The 18,566-nt window shown below is 41.7% G+C and carries 15 protein-coding genes and 1 pseudogene; all 16 read right to left on the minus strand.

The window, feature by feature from the left end:
- Nucleotides 1-258: 258 nt before the first annotated feature.
- On the minus strand, nt 259-1,596 hold the full coding sequence (gene glnA, locus ERX29_RS05485) for a type I glutamate--ammonia ligase (protein WP_133443695.1): 1,338 nt from the start codon (nt 1,594-1,596) through the stop codon (nt 259-261).
- 147 nt (nt 1,597-1,743) lie between these two features.
- Nucleotides 1,744-1,978 (minus strand): annotated as a pseudogene (locus tag ERX29_RS11140) (MerR family transcriptional regulator); the annotation flags it as partial.
- 101 nt (nt 1,979-2,079) lie between these two features.
- A complete protein-coding gene (locus ERX29_RS05495; protein ID WP_133443697.1) occupies nt 2,080-3,342 on the minus strand; it encodes a methionine gamma-lyase family protein in 1,263 nt (420 codons plus the stop codon).
- On the minus strand, nt 3,335-4,618 hold the full coding sequence (gene hflX / locus ERX29_RS05500) for a GTPase HflX (RefSeq protein WP_133443698.1): 1,284 nt from the start codon (nt 4,616-4,618) through the stop codon (nt 3,335-3,337). The genes ERX29_RS05495 and hflX overlap by 8 nt, the downstream gene beginning before the upstream one ends.
- A gap of 85 nt (nt 4,619-4,703) precedes the next feature.
- Entirely contained in the window at nt 4,704-4,901 is a 198-nt protein-coding gene (hfq, locus tag ERX29_RS05505) for an RNA chaperone Hfq (protein WP_133443699.1), read from the minus strand.
- Nucleotides 4,898-5,827: a tRNA (adenosine(37)-N6)-dimethylallyltransferase MiaA gene (gene miaA, locus ERX29_RS05510; RefSeq protein ID WP_133443700.1), complete on the minus strand. Its 930-nt coding sequence runs from the start codon at nt 5,825-5,827 to the stop codon at nt 4,898-4,900. The genes hfq and miaA overlap by 4 nt, the downstream gene beginning before the upstream one ends.
- Nucleotides 5,820-6,722, minus strand: coding sequence for an alpha/beta fold hydrolase (locus ERX29_RS05515; protein ID WP_133443701.1), 903 nt, complete (start codon nt 6,720-6,722; stop codon nt 5,820-5,822). Before ERX29_RS05515 ends, miaA begins: the two co-directional genes overlap by 8 nt.
- Nucleotides 6,723-6,814: 92 nt before the next feature.
- The gene (locus ERX29_RS05520; RefSeq protein ID WP_133443702.1) at nt 6,815-8,488 is read right to left on the minus strand and encodes a glycerol-3-phosphate dehydrogenase/oxidase; all 1,674 of its coding nucleotides are present in this window, start codon (nt 8,486-8,488) and stop codon (nt 6,815-6,817) included.
- Between the two features lie 117 nt (nt 8,489-8,605).
- Nucleotides 8,606-10,111, minus strand: a complete 1,506-nt coding sequence (gene glpK / locus ERX29_RS05525; protein WP_133443703.1) for a glycerol kinase GlpK — start codon at nt 10,109-10,111, stop codon at nt 8,606-8,608.
- Between the two features lie 17 nt (nt 10,112-10,128).
- Nucleotides 10,129-10,947, minus strand: coding sequence for an MIP/aquaporin family protein (locus ERX29_RS05530; protein ID WP_133443704.1), 819 nt, complete (start codon nt 10,945-10,947; stop codon nt 10,129-10,131).
- Between the two features lie 149 nt (nt 10,948-11,096).
- On the minus strand, nt 11,097-11,642 hold the full coding sequence (locus tag ERX29_RS05535) for a glycerol-3-phosphate responsive antiterminator (protein WP_133443705.1): 546 nt from the start codon (nt 11,640-11,642) through the stop codon (nt 11,097-11,099).
- Nucleotides 11,642-13,513, minus strand: coding sequence for a DNA mismatch repair endonuclease MutL (mutL, locus tag ERX29_RS05540; RefSeq protein ID WP_133443706.1), 1,872 nt, complete (start codon nt 13,511-13,513; stop codon nt 11,642-11,644). The genes ERX29_RS05535 and mutL overlap by 1 nt, the downstream gene beginning before the upstream one ends.
- 9 nt (nt 13,514-13,522) lie before the next feature.
- Nucleotides 13,523-16,021 (minus strand): DNA mismatch repair protein MutS, encoded by a 2,499-nt coding sequence (mutS, locus tag ERX29_RS05545; protein ID WP_133443778.1) that lies wholly within the window; start codon nt 16,019-16,021, stop codon nt 13,523-13,525.
- Nucleotides 16,022-16,034: 13 nt separating this feature from the next.
- Nucleotides 16,035-16,526 (minus strand): energy coupling factor transporter S component ThiW, encoded by a 492-nt coding sequence (thiW, locus tag ERX29_RS05550; RefSeq protein WP_133443707.1) that lies wholly within the window; start codon nt 16,524-16,526, stop codon nt 16,035-16,037.
- A gap of 51 nt (nt 16,527-16,577) precedes the next feature.
- Nucleotides 16,578-17,003 carry a YlbF/YmcA family competence regulator gene (locus ERX29_RS05555; protein WP_133443708.1) on the minus strand — a complete coding sequence of 142 codons (426 nt, stop codon included), beginning with the start codon at nt 17,001-17,003 and terminating at the stop codon, nt 16,578-16,580.
- Nucleotides 17,003-18,538, minus strand: a complete 1,536-nt coding sequence (gene miaB / locus ERX29_RS05560) for a tRNA (N6-isopentenyl adenosine(37)-C2)-methylthiotransferase MiaB (RefSeq protein WP_133443709.1) — start codon at nt 18,536-18,538, stop codon at nt 17,003-17,005. The genes ERX29_RS05555 and miaB overlap by 1 nt, the downstream gene beginning before the upstream one ends.
- Between the last annotated feature and the right edge of the window lie 28 nt (nt 18,539-18,566).

Here is an 18,566-nt window from a genome sequence, read left to right on the forward strand (position 1 = left end):
CCTTTGTATTGGATTTGGATGTGTATTACTACCTCCAACCATTATAAAGGACTTTTTTTGTACAGAAAATAAATTTTTAGAATATTCCATTTAAAACCGTAGGTTGAAATATTTTTATGCAACACTAGTGAAATAATATAATTAAATTATATTTATAAATTAGCAGAAGTTAATACAAATTTCTCTAATATATTTAATACTTCAAAAGGAAGAGACAACAAAAAAGTCAGAAAATTGTAGTTCTGACTTTTTCCTTAATTAATACTGCTTCAAGTACTGATCTCTCTCCCACTCAGACACCTGCATGCGGTACATATCCCACTCTATTGTTTTAGAGTTGATGAACTGACGGTAAATATGATCGCCTAATGCTTCTTTGATGATTGCATCATTTTTCATCGCTTTGATAGCTGTATATAATGTTGACGGCAGATCTTCTATTCCAACCGCTTCACGTTCTTCACGGTTCATGTCATAAATATTTTCGTTAACTGGTTCTGGTACTTCCAGTTTATTCTTAATGCCATCAAGTCCTGCCTGTAAGATGGTCGCAAGCGCCATATATGGATTTGCTGATGGATCAACTGAGCGTACTTCCACACGAGTCGATAATCCACGTGATGCCGGAATACGTACTAATGGTGAGCGGTTCTGTCCGCTCCAGGCGATGTATACTGGTGCTTCATAACCTGGTACGAGACGTTTATAAGAATTGACAAGTGGATTACATACCGCTGTAAATCCTCTCGCATGTTTGATCACTCCAGCAATGAAGTGACGTGCATCATCTGATAGCTGCATATCTCCATCTGGATTAAAGAATGCATTTTCCTTTTCGCCTTTGAACAATGATACGTTGAAGTGCATTCCTGATCCACTGACACCGTATAATGGTTTCGGCATAAATGTCGCATGTAGGTTATGCTTACGTGCAATTGTCTTAACGACAAGTTTGAACGTCTGAATGTTATCACAAGCTGTAACTGCATCTGCATATTTAAAGTCTATTTCGTGCTGACCTGGTGCTACTTCATGGTGCGATGCTTCGATTTCAAAGCCCATATCTTCTAGCTCGAGCACGATATCACGACGGCAATTTTCACCGAGGTCTGTAGGTGCCAAATCAAAGTAACCACCGTTATCATTCAATTCTAACGTCGGTTCACCTTTTTCATCCAGTTTAAACAAGAAAAATTCAGGTTCTGGTCCTAAATTAAAATCACTAAAGCCAAGTTCTCTCATCTCTTCGAGTACGCGTTTTAAGTTGGCACGTGGGTCACCATCAAATGGAGTTCCGTCTGGTTTGTAAATATCACAGATTAAACGAGCTACTTTTCCTTTATCGGAAGTCCACGGGAAGATAACCCATGTATCCAAATCAGGATATAATTTCATGTCAGATTCTTCAATACGGACAAATCCTTCGATTGATGAACCATCGAACATCATTTCATTATCTAATGCCTTTTTCAGCTGACTGATAGGAATCTCAACGTTTTTGATTGTTCCTAAAATATCAGTGAACTGCAAGCGTAAATATCGGACGTTCTCTTCTTCTGCAAATCTGATAATATCTTCTCTTGTAAATTTAGCCATGTGTTCCTCCAAGGTTTTATTTATAGAATCTTGATAAATCTCCGCGGTTTAAAGGGACGTCTGTTGTGTTTGGTTTAATAATGATATCTTTGTACAGCCGTTCACGAATCCGTTTATCTTCAGATGAATGACTTGTCTCCTTATCAGCTAGAAACTGTTTGATTCCTTTAATATTAAAGCCTTTTTCCAGCATCACTTTAATTTCAAGTAATGAATCAAGATCATTCATTGAAAACAGACGCTGGTTGCCGGCTGTCCGTTCTGGTTTAATTAAGTTCTGATTTTCATAGTATCTGATTTGTCTCGCTGATAGTTCAGTGAGCTTCATCACAACACTCATCGGAAAAACGGCCATACTTCGTCTAATCGCGTCTGACGACATATAACTGCCTCCCTTAACAAGAACTTACTGATAATTTAGCACAAATGTTTAAAGAAAACAAATCCATGTAAGGTTTCCTCACATGGATTTGTTTCTATTATCTATCGTCTTTCTGTTTCAAGTAATAATATATTCTTTTCTATCATCGTTTCTACAGCTTGTATAATGGCTAATTTCACATGTTCGTAAGTCAATCCACCTTGAACGTACGCTTCATATGGTGCGCGGATAGGACCATCTGCTGTCAGTTCAATCGATGCACCTTGTATAAATGTTCCTGCTGCCATTATCACATCATCTTCATAACCAGGCATATATGCCGGCATCGGAGCAAACTGTGAATTGATTGGGGACGCAGCTTGAATAGCCTCACAGAAAGCTATCATTTTATCCGGATCATTAAATGTTACTGCCTGAATCAAGTCTGTACGTTCAACATCAAATTTTGGTGTTGTCTGCATACCGAGACGTTCCAGAAGCGCTGCTGTAAAGACGGCACCTTTCAAGCTCTGACTCACAACATGAGGACTTAAAAAGAATCCTTGGTACATTTCGTGAAGACTATAGAGAGATGCTCCCGCCTCTTTACCTATCCCTGGCGCTGTCAGACGATAACCGATTCGTTCGATCAAATCCTTATTGCCGGCGATGTAGCCGCCAATCTTACATATTCCACCACCCGGATTCTTGATGAGCGATCCTGCAATCAGATCCGCACCCGCTTCAATCGGTTCCCGTGTTTCGACGAACTCTCCATAACAATTATCCACGAATATAATCTTTTCAGGAAATTGTGCTTTTATAGCCTGACAAATGTCTTCTATTTCACTGATCATAATTGAAGGTCGCGACGCATAGCCTTTTGACCGCTGAATTGCTATGACTTTTGTTTCCAGTCTGATGGCATTAAGGACTGCTTTTGCGTCGATTTTACCATTTTTTAATGAAATAGCGCGGTAGCTGACACCATTCTCGATCAATGAACCGATGCCATTGCCATTGATTCCTATAACTTCAAGTAATGTATCATAAGGCTCTCCTGTGATATACAGTAGTTCATCGCCATGTTTCAGATGACTCGTCAACGCCAGAGTAATAGCATGCGTTCCAGAAATGACTTGCGGCCGGACGATCGCATCTTCTGCTTTAAACACTCGTGCATATAATGCTTCCAGCTGGTCACGACCTGTATCGTCATAACCATAACCGAATGTTCCTACAAGATCACTTTCTGAAATCCTCTGGTCGCGAAATGCATCAAGAACTTTTTTTTGATTGAATAGTGCCCGTGTTTCTATTCGAGTGTGCACGGGTCTAATTTGTTCTTCTATTGTGACTACTAATTGCTGGAGTTGATCATTCATCTCTTACTTCGCTCTTTTCTGTCTTCATAATTCTATTCACCGTACCACTATCAGTACGTTCAAACCCTGTCATATGATATATATCCCGCTCTTCATCATAATCAATCTTTGATACCATCGTGTCTTCTTTCAGCTGACTAATAGCTTTTCCCTGATTGGTATCGATATCTAACTGATAAGGTGTCATCTGAGATTTGATAAATCGTGAAATAAAGTGTTTAACTCTGTCAATATCCTCATGCTTTCTGGAGGAAACAACTAATGTATCATGTGATTCTTCCTGAACGTCACCATCCACAAGATCGCTCTTATTTAGCAGCATCACAGTCGGTATAGTTGTCATATCAAGAGATGCCAGCAAATGATTTACCGTTTTAATATGGCCTTCATAGTTAGGATGACTCCGGTCGACAACATGAATCAGTACGTCAGCATACTTCGCTTCTTCGAGTGTTGAACTAAATGCTTCAATCAGATGTGTTGGCAGCTGCTGAATAAAGCCTACTGTATCTGAAAGAATAACTCTAAATCCTTCATTGATCTGCATGACTTTTGATTTCGGATCCAGTGTCGCGAATAAGAGATCTTCTTCAAACGTCTCGCTTTGCGTCAGTTGATTGAACCATGATGATTTACCGGCATTTGTATAACCGACCAGTGCAATCTGAAAGACCTGGCTTTTCTTCCGTTGAACCCGGTAACGTTCACGATGAGCTTTAATATCCTCCAGCTGGACTTTAATATCATGAATGCGTGACCGGATATGACGACGATTGGTCTCAAGTTTCGTTTCACCTGGCCCTCTCGTTCCAATGCCGCCCCCAAGACGGGACAGACTGACGCCATGACCTGATAACCGTGGGAGCAAGTATTCGTTCTGTGCCAGTTCAACTTGCAGCTGCCCTTCTCTTGATTTTGCCCGCTGAGCGAAAATATCAAGAATTAGCTGAGTTCTGTCTATAATCTTTGCATCAAATATATCCGATAAATGCCTTGACTGACTAGTCGTCAGTTCATCGTTGACGATAATAACATCAAATGCTATGTCTTCACGGTCAACTTCTTCAATGATCTCTTCGATTCGTCCTTTGCCAAGATATGTCTTAGCGTCTGAACGGTCTCTATTTTGTACATATTGACCAACTACTTCAAGACCCGCCGTTTTACTGAGAGATACCGTTTCTGATAATGATTCCTGAAACTGAAAATCACCTTGTGACTTCAGCTGCACCGCAAGAATGACTACGCGCTCTCTTTCTTTCTTCGTTTCGTTCATAGCTTCACGTCCTTTGTTACAGTGTAACGGAAATTCAACGAAAAAAACAGGTGCAGCTGCACCTATCCTGGTCATACTACAGAGCCTATTCTACAAAGGTACTGATCGCATGTTTGTAAATCAAGTTCTGCTTATCTCCGACTTTAATAAGGATGACATATTTATCAAAGTCCAGTACATTCCCCTTCATCTGAAATCCATTGAGCAGAAATACAGTCAGCTCGGTGCCTTCGTTCTTATATTTATCTAAGAACTCATCCTGTAAATTGTGTGATTGTGTCATAAAGATTCCCCTTTTACTTTAATTGTTAATATGTTCACCATGTCATCCATGGATATTGCCGTCATATCGTACCATTCAAGAGACATCTGGTTGCGAAACCAAGTAAGCTGCCTTTTTGCAAACCGTCTGGAATTTTGTTTCAACTGTATGATTGCTTGTTCTCTATTCATTTCACCATTAATATATGGCATTATTTCCTTATAACCGATTGCTGTCATACTTCTTGTGTTGCTATATCCAGCATCCATCAGCTGAGCTACTTCTTCAATTAAGCCTTCATCCATCATGAGGTCTACGCGCCTGTTAATTCGCTCGTACAACAGTTCACGCGGCATATTCAATCCTATTAACAGCGTATCATATTTAGGATGAATTGTCTGATTTTTCGATTGAGTCGTAATCGATTGATTATGCATTCGATTGAAAATAATAGCCCGCATTAGACGCTGTCTATTATTTTCATGAATCGTATCACTTGCTGCCGGGTCCCTTTGTCTCAGTTCGTCAAATAATTCTTTAGTCGAATAGTCGTCATAAAATTTTAGCCAATGATCTCGTTCTGCTGCATTTTCTTCTCTGTATTGATAATCGAACAAGACAGACTGAATATAGAGACCCGTACCGCCGACAATCATCGGTATTTTTCCGCGAGCATGAATGTCTTCAATTAACGGAACAGCCATTTCTTTGAACTGAGCAGCAGAATACTGTTCATCAGGATTTAAAATATCTATCAAGTAATGAGGAATTCCGTCCATCTCTTCATTTGTGATTTTTGCGGAGCCAATATTCATACCACGATACACTTGGACGGCATCTCCGCTGATGATTTCTCCGTCTATCTGTTTTGCGAGTTTTATACTGAGCGCCGTCTTACCCACTGCAGTCGGACCGACGATGACTACTACTTTTATCGATTTATCCATGTTTGATAATTCCTTTGAGCCATAATAATATTCGATCGAGCACTTCGTCCTGATTTGTTTCAAACAGCACTTCATGGCGAGACTGCTTATACAGTTGAACTCTCACCATTTTCATACCAGCATTTTTATATAATTTGCCGAGTTTTTTAATTCCTTTGCCGTAATTCGAGAATGCATCTTCTTCTCCGGAAACTAATAATATCGGCATATCTGCATTCATTTTCTTCATTTCTTTGATTTTCTGCGTACGCTTCATGGCTCGCAGTATTTCTGCCAGCGCATTGAGTGACATATCAAAGCCAGTGTATGGATCATTGATAAAACTTTTAACATTGTCGATATTGCGACTTAACCAGTCACTTTCTGATTGAAGCGGTTTGATTTTTTTGTTAAATTGCTTTAAAGACATCTGATTAATATAATTAAGTTTAGCTTTTTTACCGAAGATCAGCATGAGTGCATTTAATGCACGTAGCGAAACTTTATGACGCCCTTCATAATAACTCGTGCCGCTTAATACTAATGCATCGAATAATTCAGGGAAAAGAATGACATATTGTCTGGCAACGATTGAACCCATGGAATGACCTACTAAGATAACCGGCTTATCTTTAACAACTAGTGATTCCAGTACTTCTTCTGCATGTCTGGCAAGTGCTTCGATATGTTCAAAGTGACCACGTGCTTCTTTGCTTACAGATTTACCATGGCCCATATGGTTATGCATAATGACTTTATAGCCCAGCTGTTCAAAATATTCTCCGATCGCGTAATACCGTGCCATATGTTCTGCCATTCCGTGCAGCAGTTGAATCGTTCCTATTGGATGCTCGGGTTCAAATACTGCTACTTCTATTTTTTGATTATCGTGCATCGACATTATAAATTCCTGCATCGGACATCCCACCTTTGTAAATATTATACTACAAAAAACACCTGGTACCTTTAGAAATATAAAGGCATCAGGTGTTATTATGTTTAAAATAATTATTCTACAGATACTTGGATAGCAGGCTCTACAGCTTCTTTAATCAGTTCATCCAGTTCAATCGTATATTGTTCTTTTTGTGAATCAGTGTAGTTCAATAATTGTGCCATAGCATCGATGACTGCTTCTTTGTAGCTATACACTGTAGCAATATCGAAATACAGCGAACCCGTTCTACGTACAAAGAAGTCTGCAGGTTTATAGACCATTTCATTTTGAATGCTATATACCAGCTGGCTGTATAATACTAACGGCAGACCATTGACTTCATCACCGAGGCTCGCATGTGCAATGCTTAATACTTGCGGTGCATTAGAGCCGTATCGATTAATAATATGCAGCTGCTCTTCCACTGTCAGGCCGAGCGCCGGATTATTATTCATCATATCGGCCTTATATTCTTTAAACCCTTTAGAACCGCCAACGTCGCCGCCGGAAACAGGCGTATGTTTTGTCTGTGATGCTGGAAATTTCAAACCATACTGCTCTTTCAGTCGTTTCGCTACTAAGTCTACTATTCCTTCAGCCATATGACGGTATCCGGTTAACTTACCACCTGCGATTGTAAGAAGACCTGAATCACCTTCCCAGATTTCATCTTTCCGAGAGATTTCAGATGGATCTTTACCTTCTTCAAGAATTAAAGGACGAATGCCTGCCCATGTAGATTCAATATCTTTATCCGTAACATCAACAGTCGGGAACATATAATTAATAGCAGCTATTAAATAATCTCTATCTTCCTGTGTCACTAATGGAGAGGTTTTCTTATTGTTATAAAATGTATCAGTTGTACCAACATAAGTTTTTCCGTTACGAGGAATAGCAAAAATCATTCGTTTATCCTGCTCTGTATCGAAGTAGACAGCTTGTTTTAATGGAAACACGCTGCTGTCAAATACTAAATGAACGCCTTTAGTCAGTCGCAATTGTTTATTGTTTTTTGAGTAATCGCCGCCGCGCACTTCATCAACCCACGGTCCTGATGCATTGACGACTTTTTTAGCTAAAATCTCAAATTTATGGCCGCCGATCAAGTCATCAGCATTAATTCCGATCACTTGTTCATGATTGTCGTAGACGAATCCAGCAGCTTTCGTATAGTTGAGAATATCTGCACCAAATTCTGCTGCGCGTTTCATCACTTCAATAGTCAGACGAGCATCATCCGTCCGATATTCAACATAATATCCGCCGCCACGTAATCCATCTTGTTTAACTAGTGGTTCACGTTCCTTTGTCTGCTCAACAGACAGCATTTTTCTTGTTTCTTCTTTTTTTACATCTGCTAAAAAGTCATAGACTTTCAGTGCAATAGATGTAGTAAAGGGACCGAATGTTCCTCCCTTATGCATCGGTAACAACATAAATTCAGGAGTCGTTACATGCGGTCCATTTTCGTAGACGATGGCACGTTCTTTTCCTGTTTCAGCCACTACACCGATTTGCAGTTGTTTTAAATAACGTAAGCCCCCATGGACAAGCTTCGTAGATCTTGAACTAGTCCCAGCTGCAAAATCCTGCATTTCTACAAGCGCAACTTTCATGCCACGCTGAGTTGCATCCATAGCGATACCGGCTCCTGTTATTCCTCCGCCGATTACAACAAGGTCATATTCCGTACGATTCAATTTAGAGATAATCTGTTCGCGATTTAAACTTGAAAATAACATATAATATCCTCCTAAAAAAAGTGAGACTTCTCCTACATAAATGTATTCAAAGTCTCAATTCTCTGCTTATTATTAACTTGTATTAACTATAACATATTTCTGACTGCCATTCTAATATTATGCCTGGCTGTTCGGTTTAAACACTTGTGTCGCTTTGACAGCCTGCTGCCAGCCAGAATATAGCTTTTCACGGTCATCTGCTGACATTTCAGGTGTAAATTCTTTGTCCAGCTTCCAGCGTTCTTCAATCTCATCTTTTGATTCCCAGAAACCGACTGCTAGACCCGCAAGGTAAGCAGCACCAAGCGCTGTCGTTTCGTTCACTTCTGGACGTTGAACAGGAACATCAAGAATATCGGACTGGAACTGCATGAGGAAGTCGTTTTTAACTGCGCCACCATCTACCCGCAAGTTTTGAAGCTGGATACCTGAATCCTTCTCCATCGCATCCAGTACATCACGAGTCTGATAAGCGAGAGATTCAAGAGTCGCACGGACAAAATGCTCTTTTTCAGTGCCGCGTGTAATACCATATACAGCGCCGCGTGCTTCAGAATCCCAGTACGGTGTTCCAAGTCCAACAAACGCTGGTACAACATAAACACCTTCTGTTGATTCCACTCGAGCTGCATATTCTTCTGATTTTGCGGAATCATTGAACATACGGAGACCGTCGCGCAGCCATTGAATGGCACTACCCGCTACAAATATAGATCCTTCAAGCGCATAGAATACTTTGCCGTCAATACCACACGCAAGCGTTGTCAGTAGACCACTTTCCGATTTTACTGCTTTCTCTCCTGTATGCATTAACATAAAACAGCCTGTACCGTACGTATTTTTTGCCTGTCCTTCTGTGAAACAAGACTGACCGAAGAGCGCTGCCTGCTGGTCGCCGGCAATTCCTGCAACTGGAACTTCCTGACCGAAGAAATGGTGTTTGACGGTGTTGCCATATATTTCGCTTGAAGGCTTAACTTCAGGCAGCATGTTTGCTGGAACTGTTAAGTACTCGAGCAACTTTTCATCCCATTTCAAGTCGTAAATATTGTACATTAAAGTACGGCTGGCATTCGTATAATCAGTGACGTGAACCGCACCACCTGTCAGTTTCCAGACTAGCCAGGTGTCAATCGTACCGAATAACAGGTCTCCTTTTTCTGCTTTTTCTCTTGCACCTTCAATATTGTCAAGAATCCACTTCACTTTTGTGCCGGAGAAATACGGGTCAAGTAATAGTCCAGTTTTATCGCGGAATTCCTGCTCAAGACCTTGACCTTTCAATTCGTTACAGATGTCCTGAGTCTGACGAGACTGCCAGACAATGGCGTTGTAGATCGGCCGGTCTGTCGTTTTATCCCAGACGACCGCTGTTTCACGCTGGTTTGTAATCCCGATACTTGCTATCTGGCTTGCATTGATATTTGATTCTGTCAGTACTGAAGCAAGAACCGCAAGCGTTGTAGACCAGATTTCATTGGCATCATGCTCCACCCATCCTGATTTAGGAAAATGCTGTTTAAATTCACGTTGAGAAACACCAACGACCTGACCATCTTTGTCAAATATCATCGCACGTGTACTCGTTGTTCCTTGGTCAATAGATAAAATATACTTCTCCATTAATATTCTCCTCTTTCCTACATTAATTTAGCTTCTTCACCTTTAAGAACGGATTTGTTCATAACGACTCCGAGCAGCAATGTCAGCAGTGTCACTAAGAAAGATACCCAGCCTATCATGTTGATTTCACCTTTAAATAACAAGTGATAAAGAGTAGCACCCAGCATACCGCCAGCAATCGGTCCTAAAATCGGAACTATCGCGTATTTCCAGTTCGAACCGCCTTTATTAGGAATCGGCAGCAAGGCATGTGCAATACGTGGCCCGAGGTCGCGGGCAGGATTAATTGCATACCCTGTTGTTCCACCTAAGCTCAAGCCGATAGCTGTGATTAATCCACCGACTATCAACGGATTCAATCCATCAGTGAATTTATTGGCACCGATAAATAACAGACCCATCACTAAAATCATCGTACCAATAATCTCGGAGATAAAGTTAGCAACAAAGTTCGGATAAGCAGGCCCTGTTGCAAATACACCTAACTTTGCGCCTTGATCTTCTTCGTCAGCAAAGTGCGGCATATAATGAATCCATACTAATACTGCACCGATAATCGCACCAATCATCTGCGCCAAAATATACATCGGTACTTTACTCCATTCGAACGCACCGTCTACCGCAAGTCCAATCGTAACCGCAGGATTTAAATGAGCACCGGTAATGTTACCGACGGCATATATTCCCATCACAACCGCCAGCCCCCAACCGAGTGCCACGACAATCCAGTCACTATCTTTTCCTAATGCCCCTTTTAAGCTGACGTTTGCTACTACACCACCACCGAAGAGAATCAGGATGGCAGTACCGACTAGTTCTGCTAAAAATTCACTCATAACATCTACTCCTTTATTTTATTATGCCAATAAACAAGGAAAACCATTATTCATAATCTATAGATTAAAAATAATGGTCTCAAATCTCGTCCAAATTTATTAACTTACCATAATGGTAACTGTTCATGCAAACGCTGTCAAATAAATTTCTAACGATTCGGTTCGTAATGCTTCCAGAGCGGTTTGTTACTTGTCGTAATTAATTCTGCTCCATGTGCTAATGCTGCTTCTACTTCTTCTACGGTTTCGATCAGTCCTCCGGCAATAATGGATTTGCCTGATTTAGCTTTCACTTCATCAATGACTTTTGAGGCAATACCTGGCATCACTTCAACATAATCGGGATCCGCCTGCTGAATTAGCGAGAAACTTCTCTGCAAGGCACTCGTATCCAATATAAATACTCGCAGCACCGTCTTCATGCCGAGATGCTTCGCCTTTTTAATAAGCTTTGGCTTTGTTGTGATGATTCCTGCAGGTTTATATTTCTGGACGATGTATTCAACAGCCGCTTCATCAGCAGATAGTCCTTTAATTAAATCAAGATGTATATATGCTTTCTTATTTGCAGATTTCAGCAATTCTAATATGTTTGTCAAATGTCCGATATGCGTATCAAGAATGACACATGTCTCATAGTTCATTTTGTTGAAACGCTCAATGTCTCTTATTTCTCTGATCGCTGGTAATATCATTACATCACTCTCTTAAATAGTTTTTCGAGGTCATAACTTGTAAATTGAATGGTAATTGGTCTGCCATGCGGGCAAGTATACGGCTCTGAAGTAGCACTCAAATCTTTAATCAGACGTGTCATATCCTCATGTCGCAAGTAATGATTGGCTTTTATCGATTTCTTACAGCTCATCATAATGGCCGTTTCTTCTCTGAATTTATGCAGATTGACCGACTGATGATTTAAGCAGTAGTCGATAATATCTTTAATCGTTTCTTCGGCGTCTTCCGGGAACCACGTCGGCACTTCTCTGACAAGGTAGTCATTACCGCCGAAGTTTTCAAGAGTAATACCGACCGAATGCAACTCGTCTACATGACGACTGACTCGCAGCGCCTCGTCATTAGTGAAGCTCAATGTGATCGGAAATAGTAACGGCTGCACAGCATGAGTCACATTGCCAATTCTTTTTTTGAAATATTCATATTTTATCCGCTCCTGAGCCGCGTGCTGATCGATCATATACATTCCTCCCTCATTCTGAGCGACAATATAAGTACCGTGCACTTGTCCGACAACTTCCATATAAGGCAGTTTCCGCTCATGTATTGATGAATCGAATAATGTCGAATCTTCAGACTCGTTTATAGACACGGATGCTTCATTTAATTTCGGTTCATAATCAGCCGGGAGATTTGGCAGTTCATAATTACTTTTAGACATAGCTTCACGAATTTCTGTTTTGTTCTTTGTATCATGATTTTCAGAAGTTGGATGATGATGTTCAGGCAGTGGCAAATCTATCGTTTCTTCATTCTTAAATAGATTCTGCTGATCATATATGAGTTTCTGCTGTTCAAATTTCTCCAGCACTTTATTTTTTTTGACTTCAACTTTTGGAATCAGTGATTGGCCGAGAAGCGCCTGTTTTATGAGCTGCTCGATAAGCGACATTAATTCCGCTTCTTTAGATAGTCTAACTTCCTGCTTTGTTGGATGAACATTGACATCGACAAGAGCTGGATCCATAACGATGTTAATCGCACCAATCGGATATCGACCGATTGGCAAAAGCGTATGATAGGCGGTCATAATAGCTTTAGTAAGCATAAAATTACGAATGTAACGACCATTAATGAAGATTGAAATATAATGTCGGTTCGCTCTTGTATGCTCAGGCTTTGCAACTAGCCCGGTTACCATGTAATCTCCAGTCGTTCCGGATATTTCTACTAGATCCCGGGCAATTTTCATTCCATATATGGAAGACATGACTTCAGACAGTCTACCATTTCCAGTCGTCTGCAGCATGACTTTGTCATCTGCATAAAATGTAAACCGTATATGACTGTGACTCATCGCAAACCGGTTCATTATATCAGTGATTTTGCCGAGTTCTGTATGCAGACTTTTGACGTACTTCAGACGCGCAGGTGTGTTATAAAATAAATCGCTTACTATAATTTCCGTCCCCTGCTTAGCACGTGTCAGTGACTTTTCCATTGTATGGCCATCAACTTTAAGCAGATGACCGAGTTGACCATCTGCACATGTTTTTAATGTGACTTTGCTGACAGCAGCGATACTTGCCAGCGCCTCGCCTCTAAACCCAAGTGTACGTATATGAAACAAATCATGGTTACTTTTAATTTTGCTTGTCGCATGCCGACTTAAGGCAAGAGGCAGATCTTCTTCAAGTATTCCTGTACCGTTATCAGTGACGATGATGTACTTCAATCCTGCCTCAGTCACTTTAACGGTTATTTGTGTACTGCCAGCATCTATAGCATTTTCCACGAGTTCCTTGACGACTGAAGCTGGTCGTTCGACTACTTCACCAGCTGCTATTTTATTGGCAAGCTGTATATCGAGTTCCTGTATTATACCCATTTAATTCACCTACTTTATGTGATCCTGTAATTCCTGCAATTTAATCAATGCTTCAATTGGTGTCATTCTGGCTATATCAAGTCCTTTAATCTCTTCTTCGACAGTTGAACTGAAGAGATTGAAAGACGTCTGTTCATATATGTGCTCATGCTTTTTCTCAGGCATGATGTCATGATTACCTGCCTGCTCAAATATTTGCAGTATGTCTCGAGCACGTGTGATGACGGTTTCCGGCAGAGCAGCTAGTTGTGCCACATGAATTCCGTAACTGTTCTCAACAGCACCCGGCATTACTTTATGAAGAAAAATAAGTTCACCATTGTATTCTTTTGCCGCGACATGAATATTGGTCAGACCATTCAAAGTCTGATCCAGCTGCACAAGTTCGTGGTAGTGTGTCGAAAACAATGTTTTCGCCTGAATATGGTTATGAACATACTCAATCATCGCCTGTGCGAGACTGAGTCCGTCATAAGTTGATGTGCCACGACCAATCTCGTCAAATATAATCAGACTGTCTTTAGTCGCATTGTTTAACGCGTTTTTCGCTTCGAGCATTTCTACCATAAAAGTACTCTGTCCGGAAACTAAATCGTCTGCTGCGCCGATACGTGTGAAAATCTGATCAAAAATTGGAAGTTCTGCCCGGCTGCATGGCACAAATGATCCCATCTGCGCCATAATACTGATTAAAGCGACTTGACGCATATATGTGCTTTTTCCCGACATGTTAGGACCAGTAATTAAATAAATAAATGCATCATCGTACAATTCACAATCGTTCGGCACATAATCTTCACGGCTCATGACCTGTTCGACGACTGGGTGTCTTGCATCACTCAAATTTAATAAACGGTCAGCTGAAAACTCCGGCTGAACATAATCATTTCTTTGAGCGACCTGGCTGAAGTTCTGCAGAACATCCAGGACTGCGATACGTTTAGCTGCTGCCTGCAGTATCGTTAGAAAAGATTTTAATGTCTCTCTAAGCGTCACAAACAAATCGTATTCAAGATTAATGGCTTTTTCTTCAGCACCTAGAATGAGCGCTTCTTTTTCTTTTAATGATTCAGTGATAAACCGTTCTGCGTTGGACAGGGTCTGTTTTCTTGTATATCCAAATGCATCAGCATCAAACTGATGGAGATTTGCTTTTGAAATTTCAATGTAATAGCCGAATACTTTGTTATAGGCGACTTTTAACGAGCGGATACCCGTTCTCTCACGTTCCTGCTGCTGTAGTTCATTCAGCCACAATTTGCCGTCTTTAGAAGCAGAACGGAAAGTATCAAGCTCATCGTTAAATCCTGATTTAAAAATATTTCCTTCTTTAATGGACTGCGGCGCATCATCGTTCAATCCGTCGAGCAAAGTAACGATCTCCGGCAATTGATCATCAGGAATCGGATTGATACTTAGTTTAGACAGGAGTTGATTGATCACCGGCAGCTGTTCCAACGAATACTTAAGCTGCACTAAATCCTTCGCATTGACATTTCCGAAACTGATGCGGCCTACAAGACGTTCTATATCGTAAACTTCATTCAATGCTGTCCGCAGTTCATCCCGTTCAATAAAGCGATCGTTAAATGTCTTGACATGCTGCAGCCGCTCTTCAATTTGAGCTTGATTGATCAGTGGCCGTTCTATCCATTCTTTAAGAAGACGATGTCCCATCGGGGTTTTTGTTTCATTAAAAATAGACAGCAACGTTCCTTTACGTGTTTTCAGACGGATACTTTCAGTCAGCTCCAGATTGCGTTTAGCATATAGATCAAGCCTCATATAATCAACCGCATGATAATACACCGCCGGCTCAATATGAGCGAGGTTCCTTTTCTGTGTCATCGTCACATAATCGAACAAGAGATGGACCGCCGGCTGGAGCGTCGCCTCTAACTGCCCGGCCTGCTCGGGTAAGTCCGTTGACAGCTGGTCATGTACTGACAGGACTGTCGTCACTGCCTTTATTTTCGCAGTCAGCGCATGATTGAACGGTTCAGCTGTTATGATTTCACTTGGCTTCACTGCTGCAAGTTCATTGAAGAAGGTCTCTTCATCGCACAGCGTCACTTTCAGCTCTCCCGTGGATACATCACAATAAGCAATATTAAAATGCTCTGCGAGAGAGACAGCCATTAAATAGTTATGGCTGCCTTCATCCAGCGAAGTATCCATCACCGTGCCGGGTGTGATGATCTGCACGACTTCCCGTCTAACCATTCCTTTGACTTCTTTAGGATTCTCCATCTGTTCGCAGACAGCGACTTTATACCCTTTTTCAATCAGCCGTTCAATATAGCCGCGTGCTGAATGATGCGGGACACCGCACATCGGTATCGGATTTTTCTTATCACGGCGTGTCAGTGTGATTTCGAGTTCTCGTGCAGCGGTCACTGCATCGTCGTAAAACATTTCGTAAAAGTCACCAAGGCGGAAAAATAATATACTGTCCTGATGTTCTTCTTTCATCGCTAAATATTGAGCCATCATCGGCGTCGGTTTCATACACTTCAATCCTTTATAACTTAATAATGCCACGTCTCGCAGTCACCTTGATCAGTATGGCCGCAATGGTACTGCCGATTATGCTGTTGATAATAAACGCCGGCATAATCACTTTCAGCACAGTAATATCAGTGTTCATCATCCACATGACCGGGATACATATGAGACTGCCGATCAGTCCAGTGCCGATTGCTTCACCGATGACTGCAAAGCCCACTTTCTTATAACGTCGATACAACAGGCTGGACAGCAGTGCACCAATCATACTGCCCGGAAAAGCAAAAAATGTACCTGTACCGACCATATTCCGGATGATAGAGCTCATTAATGCCTGCATGACGGCAAACCACGGGCCGACCGTTACCGCACATACAACATTGATCAGATGCTGCATCGGCAGCGCTTTAATGGGACCGAGCGGGATATAGATCAGCTGACTGAGCAGTACGTTCACGGCTGTAAGCAGTGCAGTAAGTGTCAATTTTCTAGTGCGTGCTCTCTCCATTTTCTTCTCCTATGTAAAAAATAGCCGATTCATACTGAACCGGCTCATTTTTTAGTTTCCGCAGCCAGGTGCTGCATTCGCACGTTGTGCGCCTGTTTCTCCTGCTAAATAATCTCCACCGGTAGAAACCACAATCTCATCGGTGACGGTCTGGCTGATCGCATGTGACACCATCTGAAGCAATGAATTGACTTCTCCCTGCGCTTCTTTGAACTGATCGACAAGCGGCATCGCGTCCAGTTCCTTCTCGACGTTCTCGATTTTTGCCTCGACCATTGTCAGCGCTTTTTCCTTGCCGTAATTCTCGAAGTTCACTGCCTGTTTCTGCAGTGATTTGAGCGATGCCATCTTCTCACGGACGGTCTGATTCTCATGAATCTGGGCTTCCGCACGTTTGAAGAAGTCCACTGCTTCTGTATTGGCCATCATATGACCAAGTTCTTTAGCCTTTGCTAAAATTTCATCATTTGTATACATTAATTTGCCACCTCTGCTGGTTCTATTATTTCAATCAGTTCACCGTTCATTGAATAGCGTTTTGTTTCCGTCACGCGGACGCGGACGATTTTGCCGACAGCGTCAACCGGCCCCGCAAAATTGATGAGCTTGCTCTTATCAGTGTAGCCTGCTAAAATCGCGTCGTTTTTCTTCGAGGGCCCTTCGCACAGGACAAGCACTTCCTGCCCTAAGTAAGAAGCGAGTTTGTGCTCCGTATGATGCTCAACGACTTTGTTCAGACGCTGCAGCCGGTCTTTCTTCTCACGCATCGGCACGTTGTCCTGCATTTTAGCGGCAGGTGTCCCTTCACGCGGTGAATACAGATAAGTATAAGCATGCTCAAAACCGACGCGCTCATACAAATCTATTGTATCTAAAAACTGCTCTTCCGTCTCATTTGGATAACCGACAATAATGTCTGTCGTCAGCGCCACGTCCGGCAGTGCCCGGCGGATATCTTCAACAAGCTGCAGATAGCTTTCCCGTGTATATTTACGGCCCATGATCTTCAGCACTTCGTTATTACCCGACTGCACCGGCAGATGGATGTGCGGCATAATATTGCCGCCGCGGGCAATGACTTCAATCATTCGGTCATCAAAGTCCCACGGATGACTTGTCATAAATCTCACGCGCGGAATGTCGATCTTCTGTATATCTGCCATCAAGTCACCAAGACCATAGTTCAATCCTTCAATATCTTTACCGTAGGCATTGACGTTCTGACCTAGCAATGTGATTTCCTGGTAGCCCTGACGCGCAAGATCGCGCACTTCACTGATGATTTCCTGCGGCAGACGGCTGCGTTCCTTACCACGTGTGAACGGCACAATGCAGTATGTACAGAATTTGTCACAGCCGTACATAATATTGACCCAGGCTTTAATCTTACCGTTACGTACTTTCGGCAGATTCTCAATGACGTCGCCTTCTTTTGACCATACTTCCACTACTATTGCTTTAGATAGATAAGCTTCTTCTAAAATCGCCGGCAGACGATGGATATTATGTGTACCGAAAATCATGTCGACATTTTGATATGATTTCATTATTTTATTGACTACTGATTCTTCCTGACTCATGCAGCCGCAGACACCGATCAGGACATCCGGTTTTTCAAGTTTTAAATGTTTAAGATGACCGATTTCTCCAAATACTTTGTTCTCAGCGTTCTCACGAATTGCACACGTATTAAGTAGTACAACATCAGCTTCATTGACATCATTTGTCGCTGTGTATTCGAGTGCTTCTAAAATACCCGCCATGACTTCTGTATCATGCTCATTCATCTGACACCCGTATGTCCGGATGAAGAATTTCCGTCCGCGGCCAAGACCTTGATATTTTTCTTCTATAGTAAAATCATTGTGATATTGAATCGCTTCTTTTCCACGTTTTTTAGCATCTTTCAGACTAGGCGGCTGATAGACATGCTCAAAATATTTACTGTAGTCTTTTTCAGACTGCTTTTCAGATGGTACTTTTGTAACCAGTAATCTGCTTTCCTCATTCATTAAAAACCCTCATTCCGCTTGTTAATCA

The sequence above is a fragment of the Macrococcus lamae genome (assembly GCF_004359545.1).
Lineage (GTDB): Bacteria > Bacillota > Bacilli > Staphylococcales > Staphylococcaceae > Macrococcus > Macrococcus lamae.

Bases quoted from the DNA above. Each gene is read 5' to 3' on its own strand.
- glnA (WP_133443695.1), bottom strand. From the start codon at position 1,596: ATGGCTAAATTTACAAGAGAAGATATTATCAGATTTGCAGAAGAAGAG.
- ERX29_RS05495 (WP_133443697.1), bottom strand. From the start codon at position 3,342: ATGAATGATCAACTCCAGCAATTAGTAGTCACAATAGAAGAACAAATT.
- hflX (WP_133443698.1), bottom strand. From the start codon at position 4,618: ATGAACGAAACGAAGAAAGAAAGAGAGCGCGTAGTCATTCTTGCGGTG.
- hfq (WP_133443699.1), bottom strand. From the start codon at position 4,901: ATGACACAATCACACAATTTACAGGATGAGTTCTTAGATAAATATAAG.
- miaA (WP_133443700.1), bottom strand. From the start codon at position 5,827: ATGGATAAATCGATAAAAGTAGTAGTCATCGTCGGTCCGACTGCAGTG.
- ERX29_RS05515 (WP_133443701.1), bottom strand. From the start codon at position 6,722: ATGCAGGAATTTATAATGTCGATGCACGATAATCAAAAAATAGAAGTA.
- ERX29_RS05520 (WP_133443702.1), bottom strand. From the start codon at position 8,488: ATGTTATTTTCAAGTTTAAATCGCGAACAGATTATCTCTAAATTGAAT.
- glpK (WP_133443703.1), bottom strand. From the start codon at position 10,111: ATGGAGAAGTATATTTTATCTATTGACCAAGGAACAACGAGTACACGT.
- ERX29_RS05530 (WP_133443704.1), bottom strand. From the start codon at position 10,947: ATGAGTGAATTTTTAGCAGAACTAGTCGGTACTGCCATCCTGATTCTC.
- ERX29_RS05535 (WP_133443705.1), bottom strand. From the start codon at position 11,642: ATGATATTACCAGCGATCAGAGAAATAAGAGACATTGAGCGTTTCAAC.
- mutL (WP_133443706.1), bottom strand. From the start codon at position 13,513: ATGGGTATAATACAGGAACTCGATATACAGCTTGCCAATAAAATAGCA.
- mutS (WP_133443778.1), bottom strand. From the start codon at position 16,021: ATGAAACCGACGCCGATGATGGCTCAATATTTAGCGATGAAAGAAGAA.
- thiW (WP_133443707.1), bottom strand. From the start codon at position 16,526: ATGGAGAGAGCACGCACTAGAAAATTGACACTTACTGCACTGCTTACA.
- ERX29_RS05555 (WP_133443708.1), bottom strand. From the start codon at position 17,003: ATGTATACAAATGATGAAATTTTAGCAAAGGCTAAAGAACTTGGTCAT.
- miaB (WP_133443709.1), bottom strand. From the start codon at position 18,538: ATGAATGAGGAAAGCAGATTACTGGTTACAAAAGTACCATCTGAAAAG.